This is a genomic window from Flavobacterium anseongense (assembly GCF_021608185.1).
In the GTDB taxonomy this organism is placed as follows: domain Bacteria; phylum Bacteroidota; class Bacteroidia; order Flavobacteriales; family Flavobacteriaceae; genus Flavobacterium; species Flavobacterium anseongense.
Map to the genome: position 1 here is coordinate 367,457 of NZ_JAKIHN010000002.1, position 25,006 is coordinate 392,462.

Sequence of the window (25,006 nt, forward strand, 5' to 3'; positions counted from 1 at the left end):
ATAGTATTTACCTTTAGCTGACTATTACTAACCATTCAAAAATATTTATACCATGGCAAAAGGAAAAGACGTTCAGAAAGCCGTAAAAAAAGAACCTCTGAAGACGGCAAAAGAAAAGAAAGCTGAAAAACGCGAAAAGAAAAATAATCCGAAAAGAGATTAATAAAAATCCTCTCGTTCCAAAACGAGAGGATTTTATTTTTATAATTCATCAGGGAAAATCTTCCCGGGATTTAAAATATTATTATGGTCAAAGACGCGCTTTATACTTTCCATCAACTCCAAATGAGCTTTCGAAAAGGCAATGTCCATAAAATTCTTTTGAACATAACCAATGCCGTGTTCACCCGAAAGTGTTCCTTTTAAGGAAACCGTTAGTTCAAATATCTGACGAATTCCCAATGGTACTTGTGTTTCCCAATTATCATCAGTCATATCGCCTTTGATTATATTGACATGCAGATTTCCATCTCCGGCATGACCATAACAAACCGATTTGAAACCATACTTCTCTCCTATTTTTTTGATTCCGGATAATAACTCAGGAAGCATATATCTTGGCACAACGGTGTCTTCTTCTTTATAAATTGAATTCGATTTCACGGCTTCGGCTACTGAACGACGCATTTTCCACAACGCCGCTTTCTGGTCTTCGGTATCGGCGAACAAAACCTCATCGATATCGAACTGTTCTACAACCGTCATTATTTTTTCGGCTTCAAGCATCAAAATTTCAGGATAATTTCCATCGACTTCAATCAACAAATGCGCCTGATGCTCGGGTTTTACCATTACGCTGATACCTTCTACCAAACGCAACGTCCAATCAATCGCTTCGCGCTCCATAAACTCTAAAGCACTTGGAACAACTCCAGCTCTAAAAATCGCAGAAACAGCTTCGCAAGCTTGGGCTGCATCATAGAACGGAACCAACATTAACACATTGTGATTGTTTTTTGGCAACAATTTTAAAACCGCTTTTGTAATTACACCAAGCGTTCCTTCGCTACCAACCATCAATTGTGTTAAGTTATAACCGGTTGAATTTTTGAGTGTATTTGCTCCGGTCCAAATGATTTCTCCGTTGGGCAAAACCACTTCTAAATTGAGTACATAATCTTTGGTCACACCATATTTAACAGCTCTTGCACCGCCTGCATTTTCGGCTATATTGCCACCTATCCAACAACTTCCCATACTACTTGGATCAACAGGATAGAACAAACCTTTTTCGGCAACAGCTTCTCGCAATACCTGATTGATAACGGCCGGTTCAACGGTGACCTGCAGATTTTGCTCATCAATTTCCAGAATTTTATTCAAACGCTCCATTGACAAACCAATACCTTCATAAACCGATAAAGCACCGCCACTCAAACCCGTTCTGGCTCCAATTGGCGTTGTTGGAATTTTATATTCGTTGGCCACTTTTAGTATGGCTGAAATTTCCTGAGCATTAGCCGGTTTTAGAACTACGTTTGGCGGAAAAACATAATCTTCCGTTTCGTCGTGACCGTAATGATTTAAAATTTCTTTATCAGTGAAAAGGAAAGAATCACCAACTATATCAGATAATTTTTGAAGTATTTCGGGAGATAATGACATGTGCTATAATTTGAAAAGTAAAAGTAACGATAACAAAAGAAAAAGACAAATACTTTTAGCCCCGCTTTCTATTTAAAAAGCGTTTAAAATAAAATACCAAATGGCTAGCGTGGCAAATGACAGCGGAATTCCGATGCCGACCATCATACTGCTCAATTTTGGTTTCAAACCGTAATTCGATGCTAAAATAGCTCCGGTAATCATTGGTGCCATTGCCGATTCCATTACGGAAACATCAACTGCTAACCCTTTGCCTCCTAATAAAATTTTGTAGAGTAAAAAGAAAATCGCTGGTGTAATAATTAATTTGAAAAGCAATCCTAGTCTAAGAAATTTCCAATGCTGGCTTCTTTTATCGACTTTTAATTGCAATCCGACAGAAACCAAAGCTAATGGCGTTACCGTTGCTCCTAATTTTTGAAAAACCGTATCAAAATGTTCGTTAAAATCGACTTTGAAAAAATTCATAGTTAACGCAATGACAAAGCAAATAAATGGCGGAAATAATAAAATTTTTCTAATAATATCACTTGAATTTGAATTGCCTTTGGCAAAAATTCCGGCTGTAATAATTCCAAGTGTTGCCATGACAACAAACGTTCCCGGTTGGTCAACAATGATGGCAGTTTTTAAACCTTCGTCACCATAAAGAGCCTGGATTATTGGAAAACCAACAAAGGATGTATTGCCCAAACCAGCAGTAATTATCAAACAACCGATAAGTCGATTGGGCCAGCCTAATTTTTTTCCGATAACGTAGAAAAAAGCAAAAGATGAGAGAAACCCAATCCAGGCAACGCCTAATGGATATAACAAATCCGTAGAAATCGAAACTTTAGGAATATAGTACAAAGCCATGGCAGGCAAAGCAATATAAATTATAAATTGGTTAAGAGCTAAGTGACCGCTCTTGGGGAAAGCTGCTACTCGTTGCATACCCAAACCCATGAGTAAACAGAGAAAAATCAACAGAATGTTATCCATTCGAAGTAAAAAATTTATTGTGCAAAGGAAAGGCAAAAATTTGGAAAAGAATTATTGGCAAACAATATTTTACTAAATTTACCCAAATGATTTTCCTTTGAACGAAAAGCAAAACAAAAAATCAGCACTACACGAAAAAGAAGGTATTCCGCAACCGGAAAGTTTCAGTGCTTCTTCATTGGAAAAAATTTCCAAAAGCAGAAAAATACAGCCTTCAGCAACTGAATTGATTACCGGCATTTTAGCGCATGATAAAGTGGCGTTGAGTCGTGGGATTACTTTGGTTGAAAGCACCAATGTTGCTCATTTGGCGAAAGCCAACGAAATAATTAGTGGCTGTTTGCCTTATGCTAATAAATCAGTACGAATTGGAATTACAGGTGTTCCCGGTGTTGGAAAGTCAACATTTATAGAAGCTTTTGGAAAATACCTGACTTCGTTGGGAAAAAAAGTGGCGGTCTTAGCGATTGATCCAAGCAGTACGATTTCACACGGAAGTATTTTGGGCGACAAAACCCGAATGGAAGAATTGGTAAAAGACGAAAACGCCTATATCCGACCATCAGCTTCGGGAGAAACTTTGGGTGGTGTGGCTCGAAAAACTCGTGAAACTATTATCCTTTGTGAAGCTGCAGGATTTGATACTATCATTATTGAAACCGTTGGTGTTGGACAAAGTGAAACCGCAGTTCACTCGATGGTTGATTTCTTTTTGTTGCTAAAAATTTCAGGTGCCGGAGATGAATTGCAAGGCATCAAACGTGGTATTATGGAAATGGCTGATGCAGTTGTCATCAACAAAGCCGATGGCGATAATATCAATAAAGCTAAACTAACCAAAACCGAATTCAACCGTGCGTTGCATTTATTTCCTGCTAAAAAATCAGGTTGGATTCCAACTGCGGCGACTTGCAGTTCCATTACCAGAGAAGGAATTGACAGCGTTTGGGAAACGATTTCCAATTATTTTGAACTGGTCAAAGCCAATCATTATTTTGAAGAAAAACGCAAAGAGCAAAATCAATATTGGATGATGGAAACCATCAATGAGCAATTAAAATCCAATTTCTACAATCATGCAGACATTATAAAACTATTGGAAACAAATAAAAAAGCAGTAGCCAATAATGAAATTTCACCATTTGCAGCGGCTCAGATTTTGTTGAAAAAGTATTTTAGATAATTGTCTATTTTTTTGATAGATATGATTCTATCTTCTTCAGATATTCTTTTTTAGACAAAAGAATAAGTACAACGCAAAAAATAATCGTCCAACTAATTCTACATTGAAGTCTGTCATACACATTTGCCAACGAACCGGCAACAATCGCATTTACTAAAACTCCCAATAACAAGGTAACAACGATTAACTGTACATGAACATCAATACTTTTTCTCTTTGATTTAGAAGCAAAAGTGAAAAACAAAAAGACAGAAGAAAGTACTAAAAGTATGTGATTGATATAATTAATAAAGGTAAAATCCAGTCCTTGATCCCACAAATTTCCATTTTGTCTGGATTGTTTGTATTGTTTTAGCTCAAAAGGGAAATGCTTTGAAATGGCAACATAAGGCGGACTGGTTGGGTCTTTGTACCAGTTAGAAGCAAGCCCGGAACCAACATCATTTTGAAACAACTGCGTTATGGAAGAAAGTGTGGCATTATAAGTAAACAAGGCAAGGTGTTTTGGACTTGTGAAAATGTCAAATACTATTTTGTTAAATGATTCTTGGGAACCTTGCCATCCTCCATTTTGATATAAAGGGCTTTTTGGATCCCAAAGCAGTTCACGACTTGTGTTTGGAAGCGAATCTTTACATGAACACAAAACATAATTATCGCCTTTACATTCGTCATCTAAAAAAGATTTCAGCACACCGCTATCGAGCATTTTTCCCATTAAAAAAACATGACTGCTCTGATTCAATTTAAATGTGCTTCCGACAGCATAGTTAACCAAAGAACCGGTTACAATAGAAACTGCTATGATAACTGTCGGCAACAAAAAAGATAACTCTTGTTTTGCTTTCGGAATAAATTTAGTTCGAGTAATTACAAAAAGCCCCAAAAGTGTCAAAATGGAAATCAGGTAATTGGAAAAATGTGCGTTTACCGAAAATATTAAAAGCGCTGAAAAAATTATTTTTTGATAAACTTTATAATCATTTTTCAAAGCCAATAAGAACAAAGCACCCACAGCAGTTACTGTAAATATGTCGGGCATAATTTGACTAGAATACCAACCCAAACCGGTAAAGCCGGATAATAGTGCTATTATGATTAAAAACAATCTTTTGGACACTGTTTTTTTTACTACTTTTATAATATGCCAAAGCACATAAGCAACGATTAGTGATTGTGTGAAAACAACCAGCCACAAAGAAAAATTAAGACTAAAGAAACGAATAAATAGCCCATACATTATCGTTCGATGCTCAGGAATCAGTAAATCCATTCCACTAAAAATATAAGAACCTGTATCAGAATAAACAAGTGGATAACCGTTATAAAAAGCTGGAATAAGAAGTGTTAGTGCAGCTAATAGATAAAACAATATTTTTTTAAACAGCATCTGGTTGTATTGTTTTTAGGATGAATATATAATACCGAAATTTCTGCTAATATATTAAAAGTTTCTAACTCCACTGTTCAGAACAAAAAACAAAAAAAACAGCTGCAATTGATGAAATTTCATCTTTGCAGCTGCTTAAGTTTTTATAAAAATATTTTAACTATTCTCCGTAACGTTCCATTTCTCTGTCGTAGAATTCTCCCGCCAAAGTGATTAAATGTTCCATTTCGCTTTCTAATTCGGTTTCGTCTTCTCCTTCTAAATCTTCCAAAAACTCTACCTCGTCATCTTTCAAATTGATAATAAAACGTGGAAAATCAAGATGAATGATAAAAATATCATCTTCGGGTAAATCAGAGTTGTCGGCTAGTAAAAATTTTGGTAATTCCATTTTTAAAAGTTATAAGTTATAGGTTGTAAGTTATAAGGTTCACGATGTAAAAATAAATAAAACACACAACCTATAACTTACAACCCTATTTTATTTATCAGACAAAATTACAGGCGCACTTCCTTTGCCCATAAAAATAATTTTGGCATTAGATGAAGTCGCGATTTCTTTTTGTGCTTTGATTTGTTCGTATTGCAATTGTTTATCGGTCAAGCCGGATGAAATAATTCTTTGATAATCGGCAATACCTTGTGCTTCTACTCTTTTACGTTCGGCTTCCTGTTTTTCTTTTTGCAAAACGAAGGTCATTTTTTGAGCATCCTGTTCGGCATTAATTTTACTTTCGATAGAAGCTTTTACTGAACTTGGAAGATTGATATTTCTAATTAAAAGCTGCTCTAAAACCAAACCTCTTTTTTTGAAATCATCTTCAATCGATTTGAAAATTCGTTGTTGAAATTCTTCTCTTTTTGTCGAATATAAAGCTACTGCATCATAATAAACAGCGTTGTCACGAATACGTGTTCTTGTCACCGGACGCACAATTTTATCGGTGTAATCCTGACCAATTCCTTTTAAAATTTTAGGCGCTTCTGTTGGCAAAACTTTATATAAAACGGTTAAATCTATAATAACTTCCAAACCATCATTTGATAAAACTCTGATAGCATCATCTCCTTCCTGAGCACCTTCCTCATGAATAGCCGACATTGTATAGTTTTGGGTTTGAATGTCAAAAACGGTGATATCTAAAAGTGGATTTACAATATGCAAACCGCTTTCTAAAATATCAGGCTGCACGTTTCCGTAAAGCGATTTTACGCCCACTTTTCCTGCGTCAATTTGTTTGAATGCTGAAGATAATAAACCGATAACAATTACAACGAATCCAAAAATTCTAAAAAAGTTTGCGAATTTCGAAAGCGGACTTTCGTTGTTTTTTAATGTAAAGCTGACAATAATTAAGATAACACCAATAATAAGTGAAAGTATCATTTTTTGAGTTTTTAAATTATACGGTGATTATACGCAACTGTTAAAAGTAAGTTACAAATTATTGTGAAGTATTTTCTGAAATCATTTTCTTAGTCAAATAATGGAATCGAATGTATAGGAAAACCGCAGCAGCAGTCAATCCGGCCAATAATCCTATCCAAACACCAACGGCTTTTAATGAAGTATATTGTCCGAGATAAAACGAAATCGGAAAACCAACAATCCAATACGCCACGAAAGTAATATACATTGGAATCTTAACATCCTGCAAACCTCGCAATGCACCCAAAACAACAACCTGAATTCCGTCAGAAATCTGAAAAACAGCAGCCACCAAAAGCAATTTGGCTGCAATTGCAATTACTTCCTGATTGTCGATTAGCTGGGATTGATTTTCCATATTTAAAAACAAATACGGCAAGATTTGATGCAAGGCCACAAACATGATCGCAAATAAAATTTCGATAAGTATAGCCAATAAAAATATGGAACGCGCCACAACAACCAATTGCTTATAATCATTCAATCCTTTTTGGTTACTGATTCGAATCATAGAAACGACGCTCAAACCCATGGCAAACATAAACGTCATCGAAGCCAAGCTCAACGCAATCTGATTCGCAGCCTGACTGGTTTTTCCTATGTTGCCGCAAAGCCAAATTCCGGCTGTAAAAAGGACAACTTCAAAAAGCATTTGCATCGCCGAAGGCAAACCAAGATTAACGATTTTTTTAATCATTTCTTTCTTGATTTCATCAAAACTAAAATCTTGAAAATATTGTTTTAATCGTTCTCGTCGGGATAAAATCATATGCATAAAAACTACCATTGCAATCCTCGAAATGACAGTTCCTAAAGCTGCACCAATGATTCCCATTTTTGGAAAAATCCAAACACCATAAATCAAACAATAATTAATGATTACGTGCAAAATATTTGCCATGATAATGGCATACATCGAAACTTTGGTCATCGACATTCCATCAGCAAACTGTTTGTATCCCTGATAAATGATAAGCGGAACTAACGAAAAAGCAACCCAATCAACAAAAGGTTTTGCCAAAGCGATTACTTCTTTTGGTTGGTGCAATAATTCCATTATCGGCTTTGCCAAAACTACCAATCCAAATAGCGAAAATCCTAAAATAACACATAAAAACAAGCCGTGATGAAAAGCCGAACGGATTTTGGAAGTATCATTTTCTGCATCAGCTTCGGCAACGATTGGAGTAATAGCAGTTGAGAATCCAATGCCAAGTGACATCGCAACAAAGATCATACTGTTGCCCAAAGAAACAGCGGCTAATTCGGTGCTGCCCAATTTTCCAACCATAATATTATCGACAATACCAATTAACGTATGACCAAGCATCCCAATAATTACAGGATACGCCAGTTGCATATTATAAGAGAACTCTTTGGTGTATTGGGATAAATTCATTTTTTCAAAATTTACGCAAAAGTAAACTATTCAAACAATTTAAATAGAGCTAAATAATTCTTAAAACAAAAAAAATTACCTTTGCAAAAAATATTAATCTTGTAAACAAAACACTTATGAAAAAAATATTACTATTTATTTTAACATTAACAACATCTTTAATCTATTCGCAAAATATATTTCAAGACTCATTTGCAACTTACAATTCTAACGCTCAATTAAGTGGGCAGGGCGCTTGGACAAATAACTCTTCTCTACCGGGTGGTTTAGGAACATGTGTAGGAGGCGGATGTTTGAATGCATTTGTTGTAGATCAAAACATTAGTTCCACAGGTTATGGTTCATCAACTAAAGCATTTAGTTTAACTCCAAATACAGATGGATGTGGAAGAGCTTTTACTCCTTTCACAGACAACGGAGATTTATATGTTGGTATGGTAATCAATATTACTAATGCCCAATCTTCTCCAACAGACTTTTTCAGAGTTTTAAGTGGTGGTAATTTCACAACTACTTTCCGAATGTTAGTTCAGCCTACAAGTGGTTCAACTTATAGTATCGGAATTAGAAAAGGAGACACTACCAATCCAACTGTATATACTGCAAACTCCTATAATTATGGTACTGATTATTTGTTAGTTTTCAAATACACTCAAGCAGTGGGCGTAAATGATGATACTATTACATTGTATGCTAATGCAAATTATTCAGCTGGAGAAGCTGGAAATACTGTATCTGCAACAAACTTTGCAGGTAATGATCAATCAGGAAATATTGATAGAATGTCTTTCAGACAAAATGCAGGACCAGCAGGAATGCCAACAGGAATAGTAAGTCTTGTGAGTGTAGCTACAACTTGGGATGGTTTGACATTTAACTTATCTAACAATGAATTTAATAGAAACACTTTTGTAATTTCTGGTAATGAAGTAACTAATGGTGTTTTAAATATTAAATCTGCTATAGCATTAGAAAATGCTTTATTAAGTATTTATGATATTCAAGGAAGAAAAATCGAGAATAAAATAATTTCATTAGCAGAAAACATTAACGATGTTGCTATCAATCCTATTCATAACTCTGGAGTTTATATAGTTGAAATAACTGGTGCAAATAATCAAAGATTTACTCAAAAAATAGTAGTAAAATAGTTTTGAATACCTCACAAAAAAAGGCACTGAGTTTTCAGTGCCTTTTTTTATTTGCTTAATTGTTGCTTATACAAATCAATATTGGCTTTTACTTTTGGATCTAATTCAGGTTCCTGAATATCAGTAAGTTTTTGCATTTCTTCCCAAATGATTTTGGCCACAATAACACGTGCCATTTCTTTGTCATCAGCCGGAATTACAAACCAAGGTGCGTGCTCTTTAGAGGTATAGTTGATAGCTTCTTCGTAGTATTTCATATAATCGTCCCAACGTTCGCGCTCTTTTAAATCACCTGTCGAAAACTTCCAATTGTCCTCAGGATTTTCTAATCGTTTCAGCAATCGCTTGCGCTGTTCTTCTTTACTCATGTGGAAATAAAACTTCAAAACAATGGTTCCATTTTGAGTAATATGTTTTTCAAAATTATTGATTTGTTCCATTCTGTTTTCCCAGAATTTTGGTGTAATGTCTTCTACTTTTTCAATGCCGGGTAAGTTTTCAAACATGATATATTCGGGATGAACGCGCGTTACCAAAACATTTTCGTAGTGTGTTCTGTTAAAAACTGCAAACTTTCCTTTTTCGGGCAAAGCCAAATAATGACGCCATAAATAATCGTGCTCTAACTCAGTTGAATTGGGTGTTTTAAAACTATGCACTACAACGCCACGCGGATTAAACTCTTTAAATACTTCGCGAATCAAGCTGTCTTTTCCGCTGGTGTCCATTCCCTGCAGACAAATCAAAACACCATATCGATTGTGTGCATACATCGCATCCTGCCGCTTACTCAGCTTTTGTTGAATCTTTAATAATTCTTCTTCTTTCTCGTCATTGTCGGCATCAATGTTTAGCTCGGTCGGAATTTTTGCCAATTCAATTTTATCTATAACTCTAAAATCATCCGGATTTATGCTTTTCATAACGTAAGTATTTATATTTGTAAAACTATGGAAAAATTTCAACTCAGCGTACTTTTTAAAATCATCGGAATTGGCTCGGCTTCGGGACTTCTCTATCATAATGATTTGCTTTATATTATTTCTGACAGCAGCACTTATCTTTATGAATATAATATTGAGAAAGAAAATTTAAATAAAATTGCTATAGTTGACTCTGCCCAAGAAAATATTGCAAAAAAAGACAAACCCGATTTTGAAGCGATAGCACTAAAAGGAAAAAATTTACATCTATTCGGTTCGGGTTCGACAGTAAACCGAAATCGCATTTTTAAATACAATCTAAAATCAGGAAAAATCAAAGAAAAAGACATTTCCGACATCTATTTAAAAATTAAAAAATTATACAACATTGCCGCTGACGAACTGAATATTGAAGGTGTAATACTTAATGGTGAATCCATTTTGCTTTTTCAACGCGGTAATGGCTATACCGCAAAGAATGGTATTATTTACGCTAATGACGATGGAGAAAATCTTGAATCTAAATTCATCCCTTTTGATTTACCTAAAATTAAAAACGTTCCAACCACTTTTACTGATGCCATTTTGGTTGATGAAACCATTTATTTTTTGGCTGCAGCCGAAGACACCAGATCGACATACGAAGATGGAGAAGTTTTGGGAAGCATTATTGGAACGATTGATTTGAAAACCATGAAGCTGACAAATTCAATCCAAATCAGTGACAAACATAAATTCGAAGGATTGACTTTATACAAAAAAACAGCAACTCAAATCGAATTGCTGCTTTGTGAGGATAATGATACTGATAAATTAGCATCAGTTATTTATAAGCTTATTATTGAACTGTAATTATTTCTCAATCTCCTTCAGACTTTCCATCTTTTTATGTGCTAAGAAACCTTTGATATCTTCAAAATGTTCTTTTACTCTTTTGTTTCCAAATTCGAAAACTTTGGTCGCTAATCCGTCAAGGAAATCTCTGTCGTGCGAAACTAAAATCAGCGTTCCGTCAAAGTCTTTTAATGCTTCTTTTATAATGTCTTTTGTCTTCATGTCCAAATGGTTAGAAGGCTCATCCAGAATCAATAAGTTAACAGGTTCAAGCAATAGTTTTATCATTGCCAAACGTGTTTTTTCTCCACCGGAAAGCACTTTCACTTTCTTCTGAATATCATCGCCATGGAACATAAAAGCTCCTAAAATATTCTTGATTTGCGTTCTGACATCTCCAACGGCAATGTTATCAATCGTTTCAAAAATGGTAGCATCGCCATCCAATAATGCAGCCTGATTTTGCGCAAAATAACCAATCTGGCAATTGTGTCCAACTTCAACATTACCGCTGTTGATTTCGATTTCTTTCATGATGGCTTTAATCATAGTCGATTTACCTTCCCCGTTTTTTCCAACGAAAGCTACTTTCTGACCACGCTCGATTACCATATTGGCATCTTTAAAAATCAAATTATCTCCGTATGATTTTTCCAAATCACGAACAATTACAGGATATTGACCCGAACGAACTGATGGTGGAAATTTCAACTTCAATGCCGAATTATCGATTTCATCCACTTCAATCGGAACAATTTTTTCCAACATTCTAACACGTGACTGAACCGCATCGGTTTTAGAAAAAGTACCACGAAATCTATCAATAAAAGCCTGATTATCTGCGATGAATTTCTGTTGTTCATCATACGCTTTTTGTTGATGAACTCTTCTATCTTTTCGCAACTCTAAATAATGAGAATACTTGGCTTTGTAATCATAAATTCTTCCCATCGTAACTTCTATCGTACGATTGGTAATATTATCAACAAACGCTCTATCGTGTGAAATCACCATTACGGCTTTCGCCTGATTTAGTAAAAAATCTTCCAACCACTGAATACTATCCATATCCAAGTGATTTGTCGGTTCATCAAGCAAAATTAAATCGGGTTGCTTTAAAAGAATTTTAGCCAATTCAATACGCATTCTCCATCCACCGGAAAATTCAGAAGTAGAACGATTGAAATCTTCACGAACAAATCCTAATCCTTTCAAAACCTTCTCAACTTCGGCTTCGTAGTTGACTTCTTCTATTGAATAGTATTTCTCACTCAATTCCGAAACACGTTCAATCAACTTCATATAATCATCACTTTCATAATCGGTACGAATGGTCAGTTGCTCGTTGATTTCATCTATTTCATCTCTCATTTTAAAAACCTCAGCAAATGCTTTTGAAGCTTCTTCCATTACAGTACAATTATCCGAAGCCAATAAATGCTGAGGCAAATAGGCAATCACCGCTTCTTTTGGAGCCGAAATCGAACCACGGGAAGGTCTGTTTTCTCCGGCTACAATTTTAAGTAAGGTTGATTTTCCGGCGCCGTTTTTACCCATAAGGGCAATTTTATCGGTTTCGTTGATGGCGAAAGTTACCTCGCTGAAAAGTGTGGTGCCGCCAAATTCAACGGCTATGTCATTTACAGTAATCATATTTGTGGATTTATTCCGCTGCGCTCCATACTGTTCGGCTTCGCTTCGGGTCGGTTATTTGGTTATTTGAAAACCAATTTTTTTTTTGAAGGTGCAAAGATAGTTTAAATACCCAATTTGAAAATGAAATAATTTAATAACAATAACGTTGTAATTTATTTAAAACGAAGCATCACAATTTTGAAAGCCTTACTTTTGCATGGTGTAACCAAAGATTCAGATTATGCCTTTAATTGATTATAGCTTTTTATCCAAAGTTTTACCCAAAGCCAAGATTAAAAAAAGGTTTCAGAATAGAAAGCATTCCTATCTAGTTAGGGTTCGAATCGCTACTTCATTTTTCTTTTTCGGAATGGGATTTTGTTTTGCGACTTGGGCAAGCCGAATTCCGGATATAAAATCGATGCTGCAATTAAGCGAAGCCGGATTGGGAACTTTACTCTTTGCATTGCCTGCAGGTCAGCTTTCCGCCATGCCTTTTTCGGGTAGAACTGTCACTAAATATGGTAGTCGAAAAGTTATGATTATTGCGCTTTTACTGTATGCATTTTGCCTTACTTTGTTGGGCTTGGCATCTGTAAAATGGCAATTGGCTGTCGGATTGTATTTGTTTGGCGTTTGTGGTAACTTTTGCAATATTGCCGTGAATACACAAGGTGTGCATACGCAACAATTATTTGATAAACCTATCATGGGTTCATTTCACGGTTCGTGGAGTTTGGCTGGTTTTTGTGGAGCGCTAATTAGTTTACTTCTGTTGAGTTTAAATTTTACTCCGTATAATCATTTCCTGGTAGCATTTGCGTTGGTCATTATCATTATTCTAACCAATTATAAATTCATTATTGCTACTAAAGTCAAACAAACCGAAAAAAAAGAAAGTTATTCTTTCCTAAAAAACCCTGATACCAGTTTGATTTGGCTGGGCATTATTGCTTTTTGCTGTATGGCCAGCGAAGGTATCATGTTCGACTGGAGCGGTGTTTATTTTAAAGAGATTGTCAAAGCTCCCGGTGCTTTAGTAGTTTTGGGGTATACTTCGTTTATGATTAGCATGGCTTCCGGACGTTTTTTAAGCGATATCTTTGTTGCGAAATATGGCGTTAAGAAAGTACTCATCGCTAGCGGAATTGTAATATCTACCGGATTATATATGGCGGTATTACTTCCCTATCTCATTCCGTGTACCTTTGCTTTTATGCTGGTTGGTTTTGGTGTTTCCAATGTTATTCCGACTGTGATTAGTATTGCAGGAAACAACGAGAATGTACCTACAGGTATTGCCTTGACGATTGTATCAAGTATTAGTTTCCTTGGATTTTTAATTGGTCCGCCTTTGATTGGTTTTATAGCAGAGCTGACAAGTCTGCAATACTCTTTTGCAATTATCGGAATTTTTGGAGTGTTTATTTCAGTTTTGGTTAGTCGATTGAAGACTTTTCAGAGTTAATACAGAAAATCAAATTCTTCTATCTCGGTATATTTTGTGTATTTCAATGCTTTTGAATCGAGTAAATACAAGTTGCCGAAATAACATCCTAAAAGATAACACGAATTAAATTCTCCTGACTTTCGAACCATAACTTCAAAATTATTGATAATTTCTATATTGTCGAAGGTAATTGGATCTCCCAAATTAATCCCTTTTTCATACTGCCAAGTTGCATCCATTCTGCCGGGCAAAAAGAAAAAGCGATCAAGAAGTAATATAAACAGAAAAAAAGGCAGTATTCTGATTATCTTTTTCACCTTAAATACTCAATCTAAATTCCTCTATCACAGGATGTGCTTTACCATAATCGATTTCCTGAATAAATAATTCTACTGCTTTTGCAGTTTGAATACTTGGCAAAACATTAGCCTGATTGTTATTTCTAATGACAACATTAATATCAGCTTCTTCGAGTTTTTCCTTCAAACTAACTGCCAGAATTTCTTCGCCTGAAAATATTTTTATTAAGCCCATTTTTGAGTTATGAATTATAAATTATGAGTTATGAGTTGAAACTATTCTTCCATTTCGAAGAAAAGCGGTTCAATCATGATTTTATCTGCCAGCGATTCTACTCTTTCGGTGATTTGTGAACAAAAGAATAAACGTTGTGTTTTTTCAATACTGTTTGACAGACGAAGAACAACTGCGTCCATTCTGCTTCTGAATAATACATCGGCGTCATCAACAATCATTAGTTTAATGGTATTGCTGTTAAATCCGGCCGATGAAAACATGGTGTTGATTTTATTTGGCGTTCCGATTAAAATATCCAATCCCATAGAAACCACATTTTTATCGTAATCGATATCGCCTTTGTCATGAACACCCAAAATACTCAAATCGGTGTAAGTACCATATTTTAGAAACAGTTCTTCCATTTCCAACACTTTTTCTTTGTTTTCAACAATAATTAAAGCTCGGGTACTTTCACCTAAAGTTTTTCCTAATTTTTGGATTACGTTTAAAACTATTGTTGTTGTTTTTCCTGTTCCTCCAGCCGATTGAATTACAGCATCTGCACCACTTTTGATGGTAGAAAATGTTTCCTTCTGCATTTCATTGGCTTCGGTTAATCCGTTTTCGACGAGTGCTTTTTGGAGGTTTGGGTTTATTTTTTTTAGGTTCATATTTCTTAGTTGTCGGTTGTCAGTTGTCAGTTGTCGGTTAAATTCCGAGAACAGACAACAGAAAACTTTTATTTAGACGCAAACAACTTCACATCAGTTTCTGAAATTTCATTTCCGCCAAGGATAATCAAACGCTCAACAACATTTCGAAGTTCTCGTATGTTTCCTGTCCAATCGTATTCCTGTAACAATTTAATGGCTTGTTTAGAAAACGATTTTGTAGCATTTCCTTGTTCTTCAGCTATTTTAGATGCGAAATGTTCAATCAATAACGGAATATCACTTCGTCTGTCATTTAAGGATGGTACTTTGATTAAAATTACAGCCAAACGATGATACAAATCTTCTCTGAATCTTCCTTCAGCTATTTCCTTTTTCAAATCTTTGTTGGTTGCAGCAACAACACGCACGTTGATTTTGATGTCTTTGTCGGCACCAACTCTTTGTATTAAACTTTCCTGCAAAGCGCGTAATACTTTGGCTTGCGCCGATAAACTCATGTCGCCAATTTCGTCCAGGAAAATTGTTCCGCCATCGGCAGCTTCGAATTTTCCGGCGCGGTCTTTTACGGCCGAAGTAAACGCACCTTTTACGTGTCCGAATAATTCGCTTTCGATTAATTCAGATGGAATTGCGGCGCAATTTACTTCAATCATTGGTGCATCAGCTCTTTCGCTTTTTTCGTGTAATTGATGTGCTACTAATTCTTTTCCGGTTCCGTTTGGACCTGTAATCAAAACTCTGGCATCGGTCATAGCCACTTTTTCAATCATTAATTTTATTTGATTGATTGGTTCGCTTTCGCCTATGATTTCGTAGTTTTTGGAAACTTTTTTCTTCAGGATTTTATTTTCAACCACCAATTGCTTTTTGTCTAAAGCATTACGAACGGTATTTAATAATCGATTCAAGTCTGGTGGTTTTGAGATGTAGTCAAATGCTCCTAGACGCATTGTATTCACGGCCGTTTCCAAATCACCGTGACCGGAAATCATCACCATCGGAATTTCGGGCTTGATTTTTTTTACGGCTTCGAGTAATTCTTCACCGTTCATTTTTGGCATTTTGATGTCGCATAAAACCAAATCATAGTCTTCGTTTTTTATTTTTTCAAAACCAAGTTTTCCGTCTTCTGCTTCTTCAACAATATAGGAGTCACTTTCCTCTAAAAGTATTTTAGTTAATACTCTACGGATAGATACTTCGTCTTCGATGATTAATATTTTGGGCATACAGTTGTAAGTTGTAAGTTGTAAGTTGTAAGTTAAAATCCTAACTCATAACTGCTAACTCGATCATTTATAATTCTCTTATGGTTGGCTAACTAGCCCTGATTGGAGAAGTTACCATGTAACTCGGAAAGCAGGAAAATGGTTTATGCTGCAGACCGAGCCTTTCGCTCCTAATCAGTTTTGACAAAAGTAGTATAATTTCACATTAAGCAACTAACTTTTGTTGCATCAAAAATAGATTTAATACTTTTGCATTTCAAACGAACTACTATGTCTACAGCAAAAAAAGATTACAAAAGAATTACCACCAAGTCATTATTTGAAATGAAAGCCAATGGCGAAAAAATATCGATGCTTACGGCATATGACTTTTCGATGGCAAAAATTGTTGATACTGCCGGTGTTGATGTGATTTTGGTTGGCGATTCTGCCAGTAATGTTATGGCGGGTCACGAAACGACTTTGCCTATTACTTTAGACCAGATGATTTATCATGCTTCGGGTGTTGTTCGTGCTATTGAACGTGCTTTAGTTGTAGTTGATTTACCTTTTGGAAGTTATCAATCGGATCCGAAAGAAGCGTTGCGCTCAGCTATCAGAATTATGAAAGAAAGCGGCGGACATGCTGTAAAACTGGAAGGCGGAAGCGAAATTAAAGAAAGTATCAAACGTATTTTGAATGCCGGAATTCCGGTAATGGGACATTTGGGTTTAACTCCACAATCAATCTACAAATTCGGAACATATACTGTTCGTGCCAAAGAAGAAGCCGAAGCAGAACAACTACTTGAAGACGCTAAATTGTTAGAAAAACTAGGTTGTTTTGCTTTGGTTTTGGAGAAAATTCCGGCCAGTTTAGCTGAACAAGTAGCCAAAACAATTTCTATTCCTGTAATCGGAATTGGTGCCGGTGGCGGCGTTGACGGACAAGTGCTGGTTATTCACGATATGTTGGGAATGAACAACGAATTCAGTCCACGTTTCCTTAGACGCTACCTGAATTTATACGAACTAATGACTACTGCAATTGGGAATTATGTTACTGATGTGAAGTCTAAAGATTTTCCAAATAAATCAGAACAATACTAATCTGCATGGCAGAGAAAATAGTCTCAAATAAAGACAATCTCCAAATTCTTCACGAAGACAATCACATTATCGTGGTAAACAAACGCGTTGGCGATATAGTGCAAGGCGATAAAACCGGAGACAAACCTTTGTCGGATGTGGTTAAAGAATACATCAAAGACAAATACAATAAACCAGGCGAGGTCTTCCTTGGCGTGGTTCACAGACTTGACCGACCAACAACCGGAATTGTAGTTTTTGCCCGAACATCAAAAGCATTAGCACGATTGAATGAACTATTTGCCAATCGGGAAACACAAAAAACCTATTGGGCTGTTGTAAAAAACAAACCCGAAAAAGACAACGATACTTTAGTTCATTATCTGAAAAGAAATGAAAAAAACAATACTTCTAAAGCACACTTAAAAGAAGTTCCCGAAAGCAAAAAAGCGAGTTTAGATTATAAAATCATCAAAAAACTCGACAATTATTTTGCGCTCGAAATCAATCTGCATACGGGAAGACATCATCAAATTAGAGCTCAACTGGCTGCCATTGGTTGCCCAATTAAAGGTGATTTAAAATATGGCTTTGACCGCAGTAATCCAGATGGCGGCATTCATCTTCATGCACGCAAGCTTGTTTTTATTCATCCCGTTTCGAAAGAACCGTTGGAAATTATTGCGCAAACGCCGAAAGATGTGATTTGGAATTCGATTTAATACTAAAAAGTGTATTTTTACGTTTAGTAACTATAGTATAATTTAACCCAAATAAATATTCCTACTATGAAGAAAATAGTTTTAACCTTTAGTTTGCTGGTTGGTTTTAGTGCTTTGGCACAAGACCATTTTTCAGGAATCAGTACTTCCAACCGAGTTGGAATTTTAAACGGAACCGAAAACCCAGCGGAGTTTTCCAACCTTTCTAAAAGATTTGAAGTCAACATTTACGGATTTAGTTTTAATTTAGCCAATAACAAAATAGGATTCAGCGACATCAACTCGGATGCCAATTTTGAAGATTTGCTTTTTCAGGGAAACGAACCTGTAGACATGCGTATCGATGCGCAGATATTAGGTCCCGGTTTTGCCATGAAATGGAAAAAATGGGGATTTGGTATTACCACCAAAGCACATGCAAATTTTAATATTATTGATGTAGACACTGCCATTGGAGATGCTATTGCCAATGATAATTTAATACTCAACACTACATTACTCAACAGCAATAACAATCAGCGTTTAAATGGAGTTGCCTATGGAGAAGTCGGGCTATCTGCTGCCAGAACTTTATTTGAAAATGAAAAGCACAGCTTTAGCGGTGGTGTCACATTAAAATTTTTGTTTCCGGGTTCGTATTCTAACTTTGGTTTGAAAAACTTAAACGGAGAAATTACTGAAAGTTTAGGCAATGCTTATCTGACCACAAATTCTCCTGCTACTTTAAACATTGCTTATTCCGGAAATTTGGCTGATAGTTTTACGAATTTTAGTGATTATGGAAAATCGATTTTCGGAGGTTTAAACGGAACTGCTGTAGATATTGGTTTTAATTATCAATATAAAGACGGAAGTAAAGGCTATAAAATTAAAGGTGGTTTAGCATTGAAAAACCTCGGCAGCATGACTTTAAAAGACGAAAATAACCAATCAACCAATTACACGCTAAATATTCCAACTACTGATCCTTTGGATTTGAGTCAATTTGATGATGTAGATAATTTAAGAGAAGTCGAGCAAATATTATTAGACAACGGCTATTTAACCAAAATATCAGGACAAAAGGATTTCAAAGTTAAATTACCTGCCATGATTAATTTATATGCCGATTTTAAAATTGTACCTAAAGTCTATGTTTCCGGTTTTTTACAGCAAAAAATGCAGGATGATGACGGAAACGACCAAATTACATCTATCAATACATTTACTGTTACTCCGCGATTTAACATAGGTTTTTTTGAAGCCTATTTACCAATAAACAACAATGAAGTTTCAGGAACGAATGTCGGCATCGGATTCCGATTCAGAGGCTTTTATCTTGGTTCTGGTTCTATTATAACAGCACTCGCTAATGACAGTAAACAAGCTGATATTTACACCGGATTTCGTTGGGCATTTTTATAAAATAATAAAGTTGAATTGTATTTGTTAAAAATGTAACTTGCTGAACCTATTCAGCCAAGTTTATGAATTTTAAAACCGATATAAGTTACCGAAAACAATCGCTACTTAAGTTATTGAATTGTGTTCAGTTACATGAGCAGGAAATCATACAAGCATTACACGATGATTTCAAAAAACCGGCTTTTGAAGCAGTTGCGAGTGAAACTAGCTATATTCTGTCCGAACTTAATCACACTATTAAGAACATAAATAAATGGGCAAAACCACAACTGGTTTTGCCTTCGCTTTTAAATTTCCCATCAACCGATTATATCTATAAAGAACCTTACGGCAAAGTACTAATTATTGCGCCATGGAATTATCCGTATCAATTGGCATTATGTCCATTAATTTCTGCCGTTGCAGCCGGAAATCAAGTAGTTGTAAAACCTTCTGAACTAACTCCAAATACCTCTAAAATTGTTGCCAAAATAATACGCGAAACCTTTGATGAAAATCATGTAAAATGTGTTGAAGGCGGTGTCGAAACTGCACAACAATTACTAGCGCAATGCTGGGATTATATTTTCTTTACAGGAAGTGTTGCCGTTGGCAAAATAGTAGCCAAAGTTGCAGCAGAAAACTTAACTCCGGTAACATTAGAACTTGGCGGAAAAAATCCGTGTATTATTGATGCAACGGCAAATATAAAATTGGCAGCTAAAAGAATTGTTTGGGGCAAATTCTTTAATGCCGGTCAAACCTGTATTGCACCTGATTATTTGTTGGTTTCGAATAAAATAAAGAATGCGTTTATCGAAGCATTAAAAACCGAAATCACCGCTGCTTATGGTGAAAATCCTGAAACTTCTCCTGATTTTGCCAGAATCATCAATGGAAAAAACTGGAAAAGACTGGCTTTAATGTTAAAAGACGAAAATGTAATTGCCGGTGGTCAAATCAATGAAACCGATTTTTACATAGCACCAACACTTATTAACGAGCCTGCTCTGGACAGTGAGATTATGAAGGAAGAAATTTTTGGGCCAATTCTTCCGGTTTTATCTTTTGAAAACGAGGCTGATTTGGCTTCCGTTATTTCAAGATACGAAAAGCCTTTGTCTCTTTATATTTTTAGCAATGACAAGTCTTTTGCAAAAAGAATTATTCAAAATCATGCTTTTGGCGGTGGCTGCATCAATGATAGTGTTGTTTATTTTTCTAACAAAAGATTGCCTTTTGGTGGAGTTGGTCATAGCGGCATTGGTTCTTATCACGGTCAATTTAGTTTTAATACTTTTACGCATCGCAAAGCCATTGTCAAAAAAGCAAATTGGCTCGATATCCCGATAAGGTATGCGCCATATAACATAAAAATAAATATTTTAAAGAAAATACTAAAATGGCTTTCCTAAATTTATTTATTTTTGATAAAACCAAACCAAAAGAACCATAAATCTGAATAGCGTTGACCGAATTTATTACTCTTTCAAACACCGATAATTTAATAATAATAGCCGTTTTGCTGTTGCTGCTTTATGGTGCCTATTTTGCGACAAGCAATTCTTTGAAAAAAAAGTTAAATCTTCGCAATCATTCAGAGTTTGAACCCAAAGAACAACAATACGAATTGTACTTTCTCTTTTTTGGAATTACAATTCCACTAGTAGAATCAATTCTCGAAATATTTCAGGTTCGTACCAAAAGTTTCCTCGTTCCTAATGTCTTAATTGGGATAACATTATTAGGCCTTTATCTGCTTTGCACGCGAACAAGGTTTTTTGCCCGGAACATCAATTCAGTATTCCTGGTTTGCTATATTTTATATTTTGGGATTGATGTATATTATCTTTTCTTCAATGAATTTGAGTTGATTAATTTTGTTGGTATCATACTCGTTTATTTTCTTTCCTTTTTTGTCTTAAAGAATATTTTGCACTATTGGCTGTTTGTCATTACTTGCTTACTACTTCTAATTAGTTCTTATGGTTTTGAATTAATTCCGCATGACTACACTATCATACTGATATGTGCTTTTATTTTGATAACCACAATTCATACAGCCCGACATTTAGCGTTAATCGAAACCAAGAATAAATTCCTTTTTGCAAACATTATAGTAAATAATGGAAATTCATTGATTATGACTACCAACAAAAAGGGAGAAGTATCATTTTGCAGCGAATCTGTCAAATCTATATTAGGCTATAGCACGGAAGAAATTATGGGTATGGGATACTGGAAATTAACCGAAGATCCCGAGTTTATTGGTGAATCATATCACGACAGTTATGTTGATGAACGATTGTATGTGAGAAAACTAAAATGCAAAAATGGCGACTACAAATACATTCAGTGGAAAGACAAAAAATACTCCGATGATATTGTTATCGGAATTGGTCAGGATGTAACAGAGCAAATTAACATCGAGAACCAATACAGAAGCCTAATCGAATCGGCAGCCGACTTGATATATGAAATTGATTTAAATTCAAATGTTACTTATGTCAATCAATATACAGAAAAGACAACAGGTTATTCAAAAGATGAAATTATTGATATGCCGTTTTCTAAATTTATCAGAAACGATTATATAGACTTTGTTGTCGATTTCTATAAAGACATTCCAAAAGAAAGCAATCAATATGTTGACCTGGTTTTTCCGTTGGTTAAAAAAGACGGAGATACCATCTGGGTTTCTCAAAAAGTAACCATGAAGAGAAATCAAAATGATGACATTGTAGGTTTTTCAGCTATTGCAAGAGATGTTACGCTGGTGAAAAATCTTGAAATAGAACATTATAACAGAAGCAAAAAAGTTAGAGTACACAACGAAACATTAAAAAAATTAACGTCTCAAAGTTACTCTAACAAAGACACTTTTAACGGAATTCTCAAAAACATTCTAAAAGTGGCCAGCACAAATTGTAGCCTGGACCGAGTTAGTTATTGGGCTTATATTCCCGATGGTATTCGTTGTGAAAGCATGTATTATTTAGAAAGTGATCGCTATGAAAAAAACTTCTTTATAGATAAGGCATCACATCCTATTTACTTTGCGAATATAGAAACCGGAATGCAGATTGTAGCTTCCAATGTATATGACAATAATATTACTCAGGAACTTTGCTATAACTATTTCCCAAAACATGACATCAAATCTCTATTGGATACTCCAATAGTAATAAATGGTAAAATTATCGGAATATTATGTTTTGAAAAAATAGAAAAACCAATAGATTGGGATAGCGAAGATATCAACTTTTCACGCTCTGTTGCAGATTTAATAGCCATTGCCATAGAATCACAGTTACTCTTAGAATCCGATAAAAAACTGTCTTACAAGAGTGATATTTTGACTGTTATCAGCAAAAACACACAACGCTTTTTAATGTCTAAAAACAATGACGAAATCTTTAATGGCATTTTAGAAAATATTGGAGATGTTACTCAAGTTGATTTATTATCATTTTTTGAAAATAATGCAGAAACAAAATCTGTCATTCAAAAATACAGATGGTCAAGCGAAACAAAATCATTAACTGAGCTAAATCCACTGATTCTAAACGTTCCATACACTAAATTTTCAGATGTAATGGAAAATATGCTGCAAAACAAGCCTTATTATTCAGTAACACGAAAGATAAAAAACGAAGAAACCAAAGAATTCTTTATTTCATTAAACACCAAGTCAATACTATTCCTGCCGATTTTTGTCAAAGAAAATCTATACGGTTTCATTGTATTTATAGTAACTCAAAATGAAAGAGAATGGACCAGTGATGAAATCTCAACGCTGCAAACATTAGCCAATAATATCTCCTATGCAATAGAGCGGAATCTTAACGAGGCAATGATTAAGGAGAGCGAGGAAAGGTTTCAACTTTTAGCAAATAATATTCCCGGTTCAGTTCACCTATCAAAATATGATGAAAAATGGTCAAAAATATATTTGAATGACGAAATTGAAAAGTTAACCGGTTATCCAAAAGAAGATTTTTTACAAAATAAAATTTACTACATCAATTTGGTTCATCCTGATGACTTGAAAATCATTAGAAACAAAGCCGAAGAATTATTTAATGAAAAACAAAAAGTTCATTTAATCTACAGAATAATTCATAAGGACGGACATTATATTTGGGTAGAAGAATTTGGAGAACCAATTTTTAAAGACGGGAAAATAGAATTTATCGTTGGTATCTTTATCGATATTACCCAACGAATGGAAGCCGAAGAAGCCATCAAAGAAAAAAATTATGCACAAGCTGCCAACAAAGCAAAATCAGAATTTTTGGCAAATATGAGTCACGAAATTCGAACACCATTAAACGGTATCATTGGTTTTACTGAACTTTTAATGAATTCAAATCTCGAAGATATTCAGAAAAAATATATGGATACGATTAATCAGTCGGCCAATTCATTGATGGAAGTCATTAATAATATTCTGGATTTCTCCAAAATTGAATCAGGTAAATTAGAACTCAACATTGAAAAAGTTGCCCTTTCAGAAATTACGAATCAGGTTGTTGATTTGGTTAAATATGAAGCCGATCTAAAAAAGCTCAAAATTAATTTAGCTATTGACCAAAATGTTCCAAAAAGTATATTCGTTGATTATATCAGACTGAAACAAGTTCTAATTAATCTGCTAAGCAACGCAGTAAAATTTACCGAAAAAGGAAGCGTTGATTTATCTGTTTCTGTTTCCGAATACATAAATGACCATAAAATCAAATTAAAATTTTCAGTAAAAGATACCGGAATCGGAATCAAAAAGAAGAACCAATTGCGAATTTTTGAAGCGTTTTCTCAGGAAGATAATTCAACTACCAAACGATTTGGCGGAACCGGTTTAGGACTTTCGATTTCAAACCAGCTTTTAAATTTGATGGATAGCAAATTAGAACTCGGAAGCGAATACGGAGAAGGAAGTGAATTTAGTTTCGTGCTCGAAGTCGACTTTTCAAATCAACAATCAAATGATAAAAATTCGAAAACTGTTTCTAAAACAACTTCATCTGAAACAATAGTTACCAATGAAGAGAAAATAATTTTTATAGTAGAAGATAACAAGATAAACATGCTTTTGGCAAAAACCTTAATGAAACAAATCCTGCCAAATGCCCAAATTTTTGAATTAGAAAACGGAAAAGAATCACTAGAAAAAATACAGACCGTAATTCCTGATTTGATTTTAATGGACATACAAATGCCTATTATGAACGGCTATGACGCTACGGTAGAAATTAGAAAAATTCCCGAAGCTGAAAAAATTCCGATAATTGCGCTGACAGCCGGAACCATCGTTGGTGAAAAAGAAAAATGCATACAACACGGAATGAACGATTACATCCCGAAACCAATTGATAAAGATTTTTTAATTAAAATCATAACCCAATGGATAACTACTAATTAAAATTTA

Annotated in this window: 21 protein-coding genes; 9 read left to right on the forward strand and 12 right to left on the reverse strand. The window is 35.0% G+C overall.

Features of this window, described 5'->3' with window-relative positions; genetic code table 11:
• Positions 1-201 precede the first annotated feature (201 nt).
• Together L1S35_RS04775 and L1S35_RS04780 are read right to left on the reverse strand one after the other, a co-directional pair.
• Positions 202-1,605 (reverse strand): FAD-binding oxidoreductase, encoded by a 1,404-nt coding sequence (locus tag L1S35_RS04775; RefSeq protein WP_236397131.1) that lies wholly within the window; start codon positions 1,603-1,605, stop codon positions 202-204.
• A gap of 72 nt (positions 1,606-1,677) precedes the next feature.
• Complete coding sequence (locus L1S35_RS04780) at positions 1,678-2,589, reverse strand: AEC family transporter (protein WP_236397134.1); 912 nt, start codon at positions 2,587-2,589, stop codon at positions 1,678-1,680.
• 97 nt (positions 2,590-2,686) lie between these two features.
• On the opposite strand from L1S35_RS04780, the gene meaB reads away from it, so the two are divergent.
• Complete coding sequence (gene meaB / locus L1S35_RS04785) at positions 2,687-3,772, forward strand: methylmalonyl Co-A mutase-associated GTPase MeaB (RefSeq protein WP_236397137.1); 1,086 nt, start codon at positions 2,687-2,689, stop codon at positions 3,770-3,772.
• A 4-nt stretch (positions 3,773-3,776) separates the two neighbouring features.
• Here meaB and L1S35_RS04790 read toward each other — a convergent pair whose 3' ends face one another.
• The 4 genes from L1S35_RS04790 to L1S35_RS04805 all read right to left on the reverse strand — a co-directional run bounded on the left by L1S35_RS04790 (position 3,777) and on the right by L1S35_RS04805 (position 7,990).
• Complete coding sequence (locus L1S35_RS04790; RefSeq protein WP_236397140.1) at positions 3,777-5,162, reverse strand: hypothetical protein; 1,386 nt, start codon at positions 5,160-5,162, stop codon at positions 3,777-3,779.
• Positions 5,163-5,322: 160 nt separating this feature from the next.
• Positions 5,323-5,553, reverse strand: a complete 231-nt coding sequence (locus L1S35_RS04795; RefSeq protein WP_236397142.1) for a DUF8828 family protein — start codon at positions 5,551-5,553, stop codon at positions 5,323-5,325.
• A 90-nt stretch (positions 5,554-5,643) separates the two neighbouring features.
• Positions 5,644-6,549, reverse strand: coding sequence for a prohibitin family protein (locus L1S35_RS04800; RefSeq protein ID WP_236397144.1), 906 nt, complete (start codon positions 6,547-6,549; stop codon positions 5,644-5,646).
• 58 nt (positions 6,550-6,607) lie between these two features.
• The gene (locus tag L1S35_RS04805; protein WP_236397147.1) at positions 6,608-7,990 is read right to left on the reverse strand and encodes an MATE family efflux transporter; all 1,383 of its coding nucleotides are present in this window, start codon (positions 7,988-7,990) and stop codon (positions 6,608-6,610) included.
• 116 nt (positions 7,991-8,106) lie between these two features.
• On the opposite strand from L1S35_RS04805, the gene L1S35_RS04810 reads away from it, so the two are divergent.
• A complete protein-coding gene (locus L1S35_RS04810) occupies positions 8,107-9,141 on the forward strand; it encodes a T9SS type A sorting domain-containing protein (protein ID WP_236397151.1) in 1,035 nt (344 codons plus the stop codon).
• 47 nt (positions 9,142-9,188) lie between these two features.
• On the opposite strand, the gene L1S35_RS04815 is transcribed toward L1S35_RS04810, so the two are convergent.
• Positions 9,189-10,064 (reverse strand): PPK2 family polyphosphate kinase, encoded by an 876-nt coding sequence (locus tag L1S35_RS04815; RefSeq protein ID WP_236397154.1) that lies wholly within the window; start codon positions 10,062-10,064, stop codon positions 9,189-9,191.
• 27 nt (positions 10,065-10,091) lie between these two features.
• Between L1S35_RS04815 and L1S35_RS04820 the strand changes: the two genes are divergently transcribed.
• A complete protein-coding gene (locus L1S35_RS04820) occupies positions 10,092-10,916 on the forward strand; it encodes a DUF6929 family protein (protein WP_236397157.1) in 825 nt (274 codons plus the stop codon).
• On the opposite strand, the gene L1S35_RS04825 is transcribed toward L1S35_RS04820, so the two are convergent.
• Positions 10,917-12,551 carry an ABC-F family ATP-binding cassette domain-containing protein gene (locus tag L1S35_RS04825; protein WP_236397160.1) on the reverse strand — a complete coding sequence of 545 codons (1,635 nt, stop codon included), beginning with the start codon at positions 12,549-12,551 and terminating at the stop codon, positions 10,917-10,919.
• A gap of 223 nt (positions 12,552-12,774) precedes the next feature.
• Between L1S35_RS04825 and L1S35_RS04830 the strand changes: the two genes are divergently transcribed.
• Positions 12,775-14,001, forward strand: a complete 1,227-nt coding sequence (locus tag L1S35_RS04830) for an MFS transporter (RefSeq protein WP_236397163.1) — start codon at positions 12,775-12,777, stop codon at positions 13,999-14,001.
• On the opposite strand, the gene L1S35_RS04835 is transcribed toward L1S35_RS04830, so the two are convergent.
• From L1S35_RS04835 to L1S35_RS04850, 4 genes are all read right to left on the reverse strand, one after another.
• Positions 13,998-14,300, reverse strand: coding sequence for a hypothetical protein (locus L1S35_RS04835; RefSeq protein ID WP_236397166.1), 303 nt, complete (start codon positions 14,298-14,300; stop codon positions 13,998-14,000). The two genes, L1S35_RS04830 and L1S35_RS04835, sit on opposite strands and share 4 nt — an antisense overlap.
• Position 14,301: 1 nt before the next feature.
• Complete coding sequence (locus L1S35_RS04840) at positions 14,302-14,517, reverse strand: putative signal transducing protein (protein ID WP_236397170.1); 216 nt, start codon at positions 14,515-14,517, stop codon at positions 14,302-14,304.
• A 41-nt stretch (positions 14,518-14,558) separates the two neighbouring features.
• Entirely contained in the window at positions 14,559-15,173 is a 615-nt protein-coding gene (locus L1S35_RS04845) for a DEAD/DEAH box helicase (protein ID WP_236397173.1), read from the reverse strand.
• A 68-nt stretch (positions 15,174-15,241) separates the two neighbouring features.
• Complete coding sequence (locus tag L1S35_RS04850; protein ID WP_236397176.1) at positions 15,242-16,405, reverse strand: sigma-54-dependent transcriptional regulator; 1,164 nt, start codon at positions 16,403-16,405, stop codon at positions 15,242-15,244.
• A 270-nt stretch (positions 16,406-16,675) separates the two neighbouring features.
• On the opposite strand from L1S35_RS04850, the gene panB reads away from it, so the two are divergent.
• From panB to L1S35_RS04875, 5 genes are all read left to right on the forward strand, one after another.
• Positions 16,676-17,494, forward strand: coding sequence for a 3-methyl-2-oxobutanoate hydroxymethyltransferase (panB, locus tag L1S35_RS04855; protein ID WP_236397178.1), 819 nt, complete (start codon positions 16,676-16,678; stop codon positions 17,492-17,494).
• Between the two features lie 5 nt (positions 17,495-17,499).
• On the forward strand, positions 17,500-18,195 hold the full coding sequence (locus L1S35_RS04860) for an RluA family pseudouridine synthase (RefSeq protein WP_236397181.1): 696 nt from the start codon (positions 17,500-17,502) through the stop codon (positions 18,193-18,195).
• Between the two features lie 66 nt (positions 18,196-18,261).
• Entirely contained in the window at positions 18,262-19,599 is a 1,338-nt protein-coding gene (locus tag L1S35_RS04865; RefSeq protein WP_236397184.1) for a hypothetical protein, read from the forward strand.
• Between the two features lie 62 nt (positions 19,600-19,661).
• On the forward strand, positions 19,662-20,993 hold the full coding sequence (locus tag L1S35_RS04870; protein ID WP_236397187.1) for an aldehyde dehydrogenase: 1,332 nt from the start codon (positions 19,662-19,664) through the stop codon (positions 20,991-20,993).
• A 53-nt stretch (positions 20,994-21,046) separates the two neighbouring features.
• The gene (locus tag L1S35_RS04875; RefSeq protein ID WP_236397190.1) at positions 21,047-25,000 is read left to right on the forward strand and encodes a PAS domain S-box protein; all 3,954 of its coding nucleotides are present in this window, start codon (positions 21,047-21,049) and stop codon (positions 24,998-25,000) included.
• Positions 25,001-25,006 lie beyond the last annotated feature (6 nt).

What these genes read in the sequence shown, in the direction of transcription:
- L1S35_RS04775 (WP_236397131.1), bottom strand. Translation starts at nt 1,605, where the DNA reads ATGTCATTATCTCCCGAAATACTTCAAAAATTATCTGATATAGTTGGT.
- L1S35_RS04780 (WP_236397134.1), bottom strand. Translation starts at nt 2,589, where the DNA reads ATGGATAACATTCTGTTGATTTTTCTCTGTTTACTCATGGGTTTGGGT.
- L1S35_RS04790 (WP_236397140.1), bottom strand. Translation starts at nt 5,162, where the DNA reads ATGCTGTTTAAAAAAATATTGTTTTATCTATTAGCTGCACTAACACTT.
- L1S35_RS04795 (WP_236397142.1), bottom strand. Translation starts at nt 5,553, where the DNA reads ATGGAATTACCAAAATTTTTACTAGCCGACAACTCTGATTTACCCGAA.
- L1S35_RS04800 (WP_236397144.1), bottom strand. Translation starts at nt 6,549, where the DNA reads ATGATACTTTCACTTATTATTGGTGTTATCTTAATTATTGTCAGCTTT.
- L1S35_RS04805 (WP_236397147.1), bottom strand. Translation starts at nt 7,990, where the DNA reads ATGAATTTATCCCAATACACCAAAGAGTTCTCTTATAATATGCAACTG.
- L1S35_RS04810 (WP_236397151.1), top strand. Translation starts at nt 8,107, where the DNA reads ATGAAAAAAATATTACTATTTATTTTAACATTAACAACATCTTTAATC.
- L1S35_RS04815 (WP_236397154.1), bottom strand. Translation starts at nt 10,064, where the DNA reads ATGAAAAGCATAAATCCGGATGATTTTAGAGTTATAGATAAAATTGAA.
- L1S35_RS04820 (WP_236397157.1), top strand. Translation starts at nt 10,092, where the DNA reads ATGGAAAAATTTCAACTCAGCGTACTTTTTAAAATCATCGGAATTGGC.
- L1S35_RS04825 (WP_236397160.1), bottom strand. Translation starts at nt 12,551, where the DNA reads ATGATTACTGTAAATGACATAGCCGTTGAATTTGGCGGCACCACACTT.
- L1S35_RS04830 (WP_236397163.1), top strand. Translation starts at nt 12,775, where the DNA reads ATGCCTTTAATTGATTATAGCTTTTTATCCAAAGTTTTACCCAAAGCC.
- L1S35_RS04840 (WP_236397170.1), bottom strand. Translation starts at nt 14,517, where the DNA reads ATGGGCTTAATAAAAATATTTTCAGGCGAAGAAATTCTGGCAGTTAGT.
- L1S35_RS04845 (WP_236397173.1), bottom strand. Translation starts at nt 15,173, where the DNA reads ATGAACCTAAAAAAAATAAACCCAAACCTCCAAAAAGCACTCGTCGAA.
- L1S35_RS04850 (WP_236397176.1), bottom strand. Translation starts at nt 16,405, where the DNA reads ATGCCCAAAATATTAATCATCGAAGACGAAGTATCTATCCGTAGAGTA.
- panB (WP_236397178.1), top strand. Translation starts at nt 16,676, where the DNA reads ATGTCTACAGCAAAAAAAGATTACAAAAGAATTACCACCAAGTCATTA.
- L1S35_RS04860 (WP_236397181.1), top strand. Translation starts at nt 17,500, where the DNA reads ATGGCAGAGAAAATAGTCTCAAATAAAGACAATCTCCAAATTCTTCAC.
- L1S35_RS04865 (WP_236397184.1), top strand. Translation starts at nt 18,262, where the DNA reads ATGAAGAAAATAGTTTTAACCTTTAGTTTGCTGGTTGGTTTTAGTGCT.
- L1S35_RS04870 (WP_236397187.1), top strand. Translation starts at nt 19,662, where the DNA reads ATGAATTTTAAAACCGATATAAGTTACCGAAAACAATCGCTACTTAAG.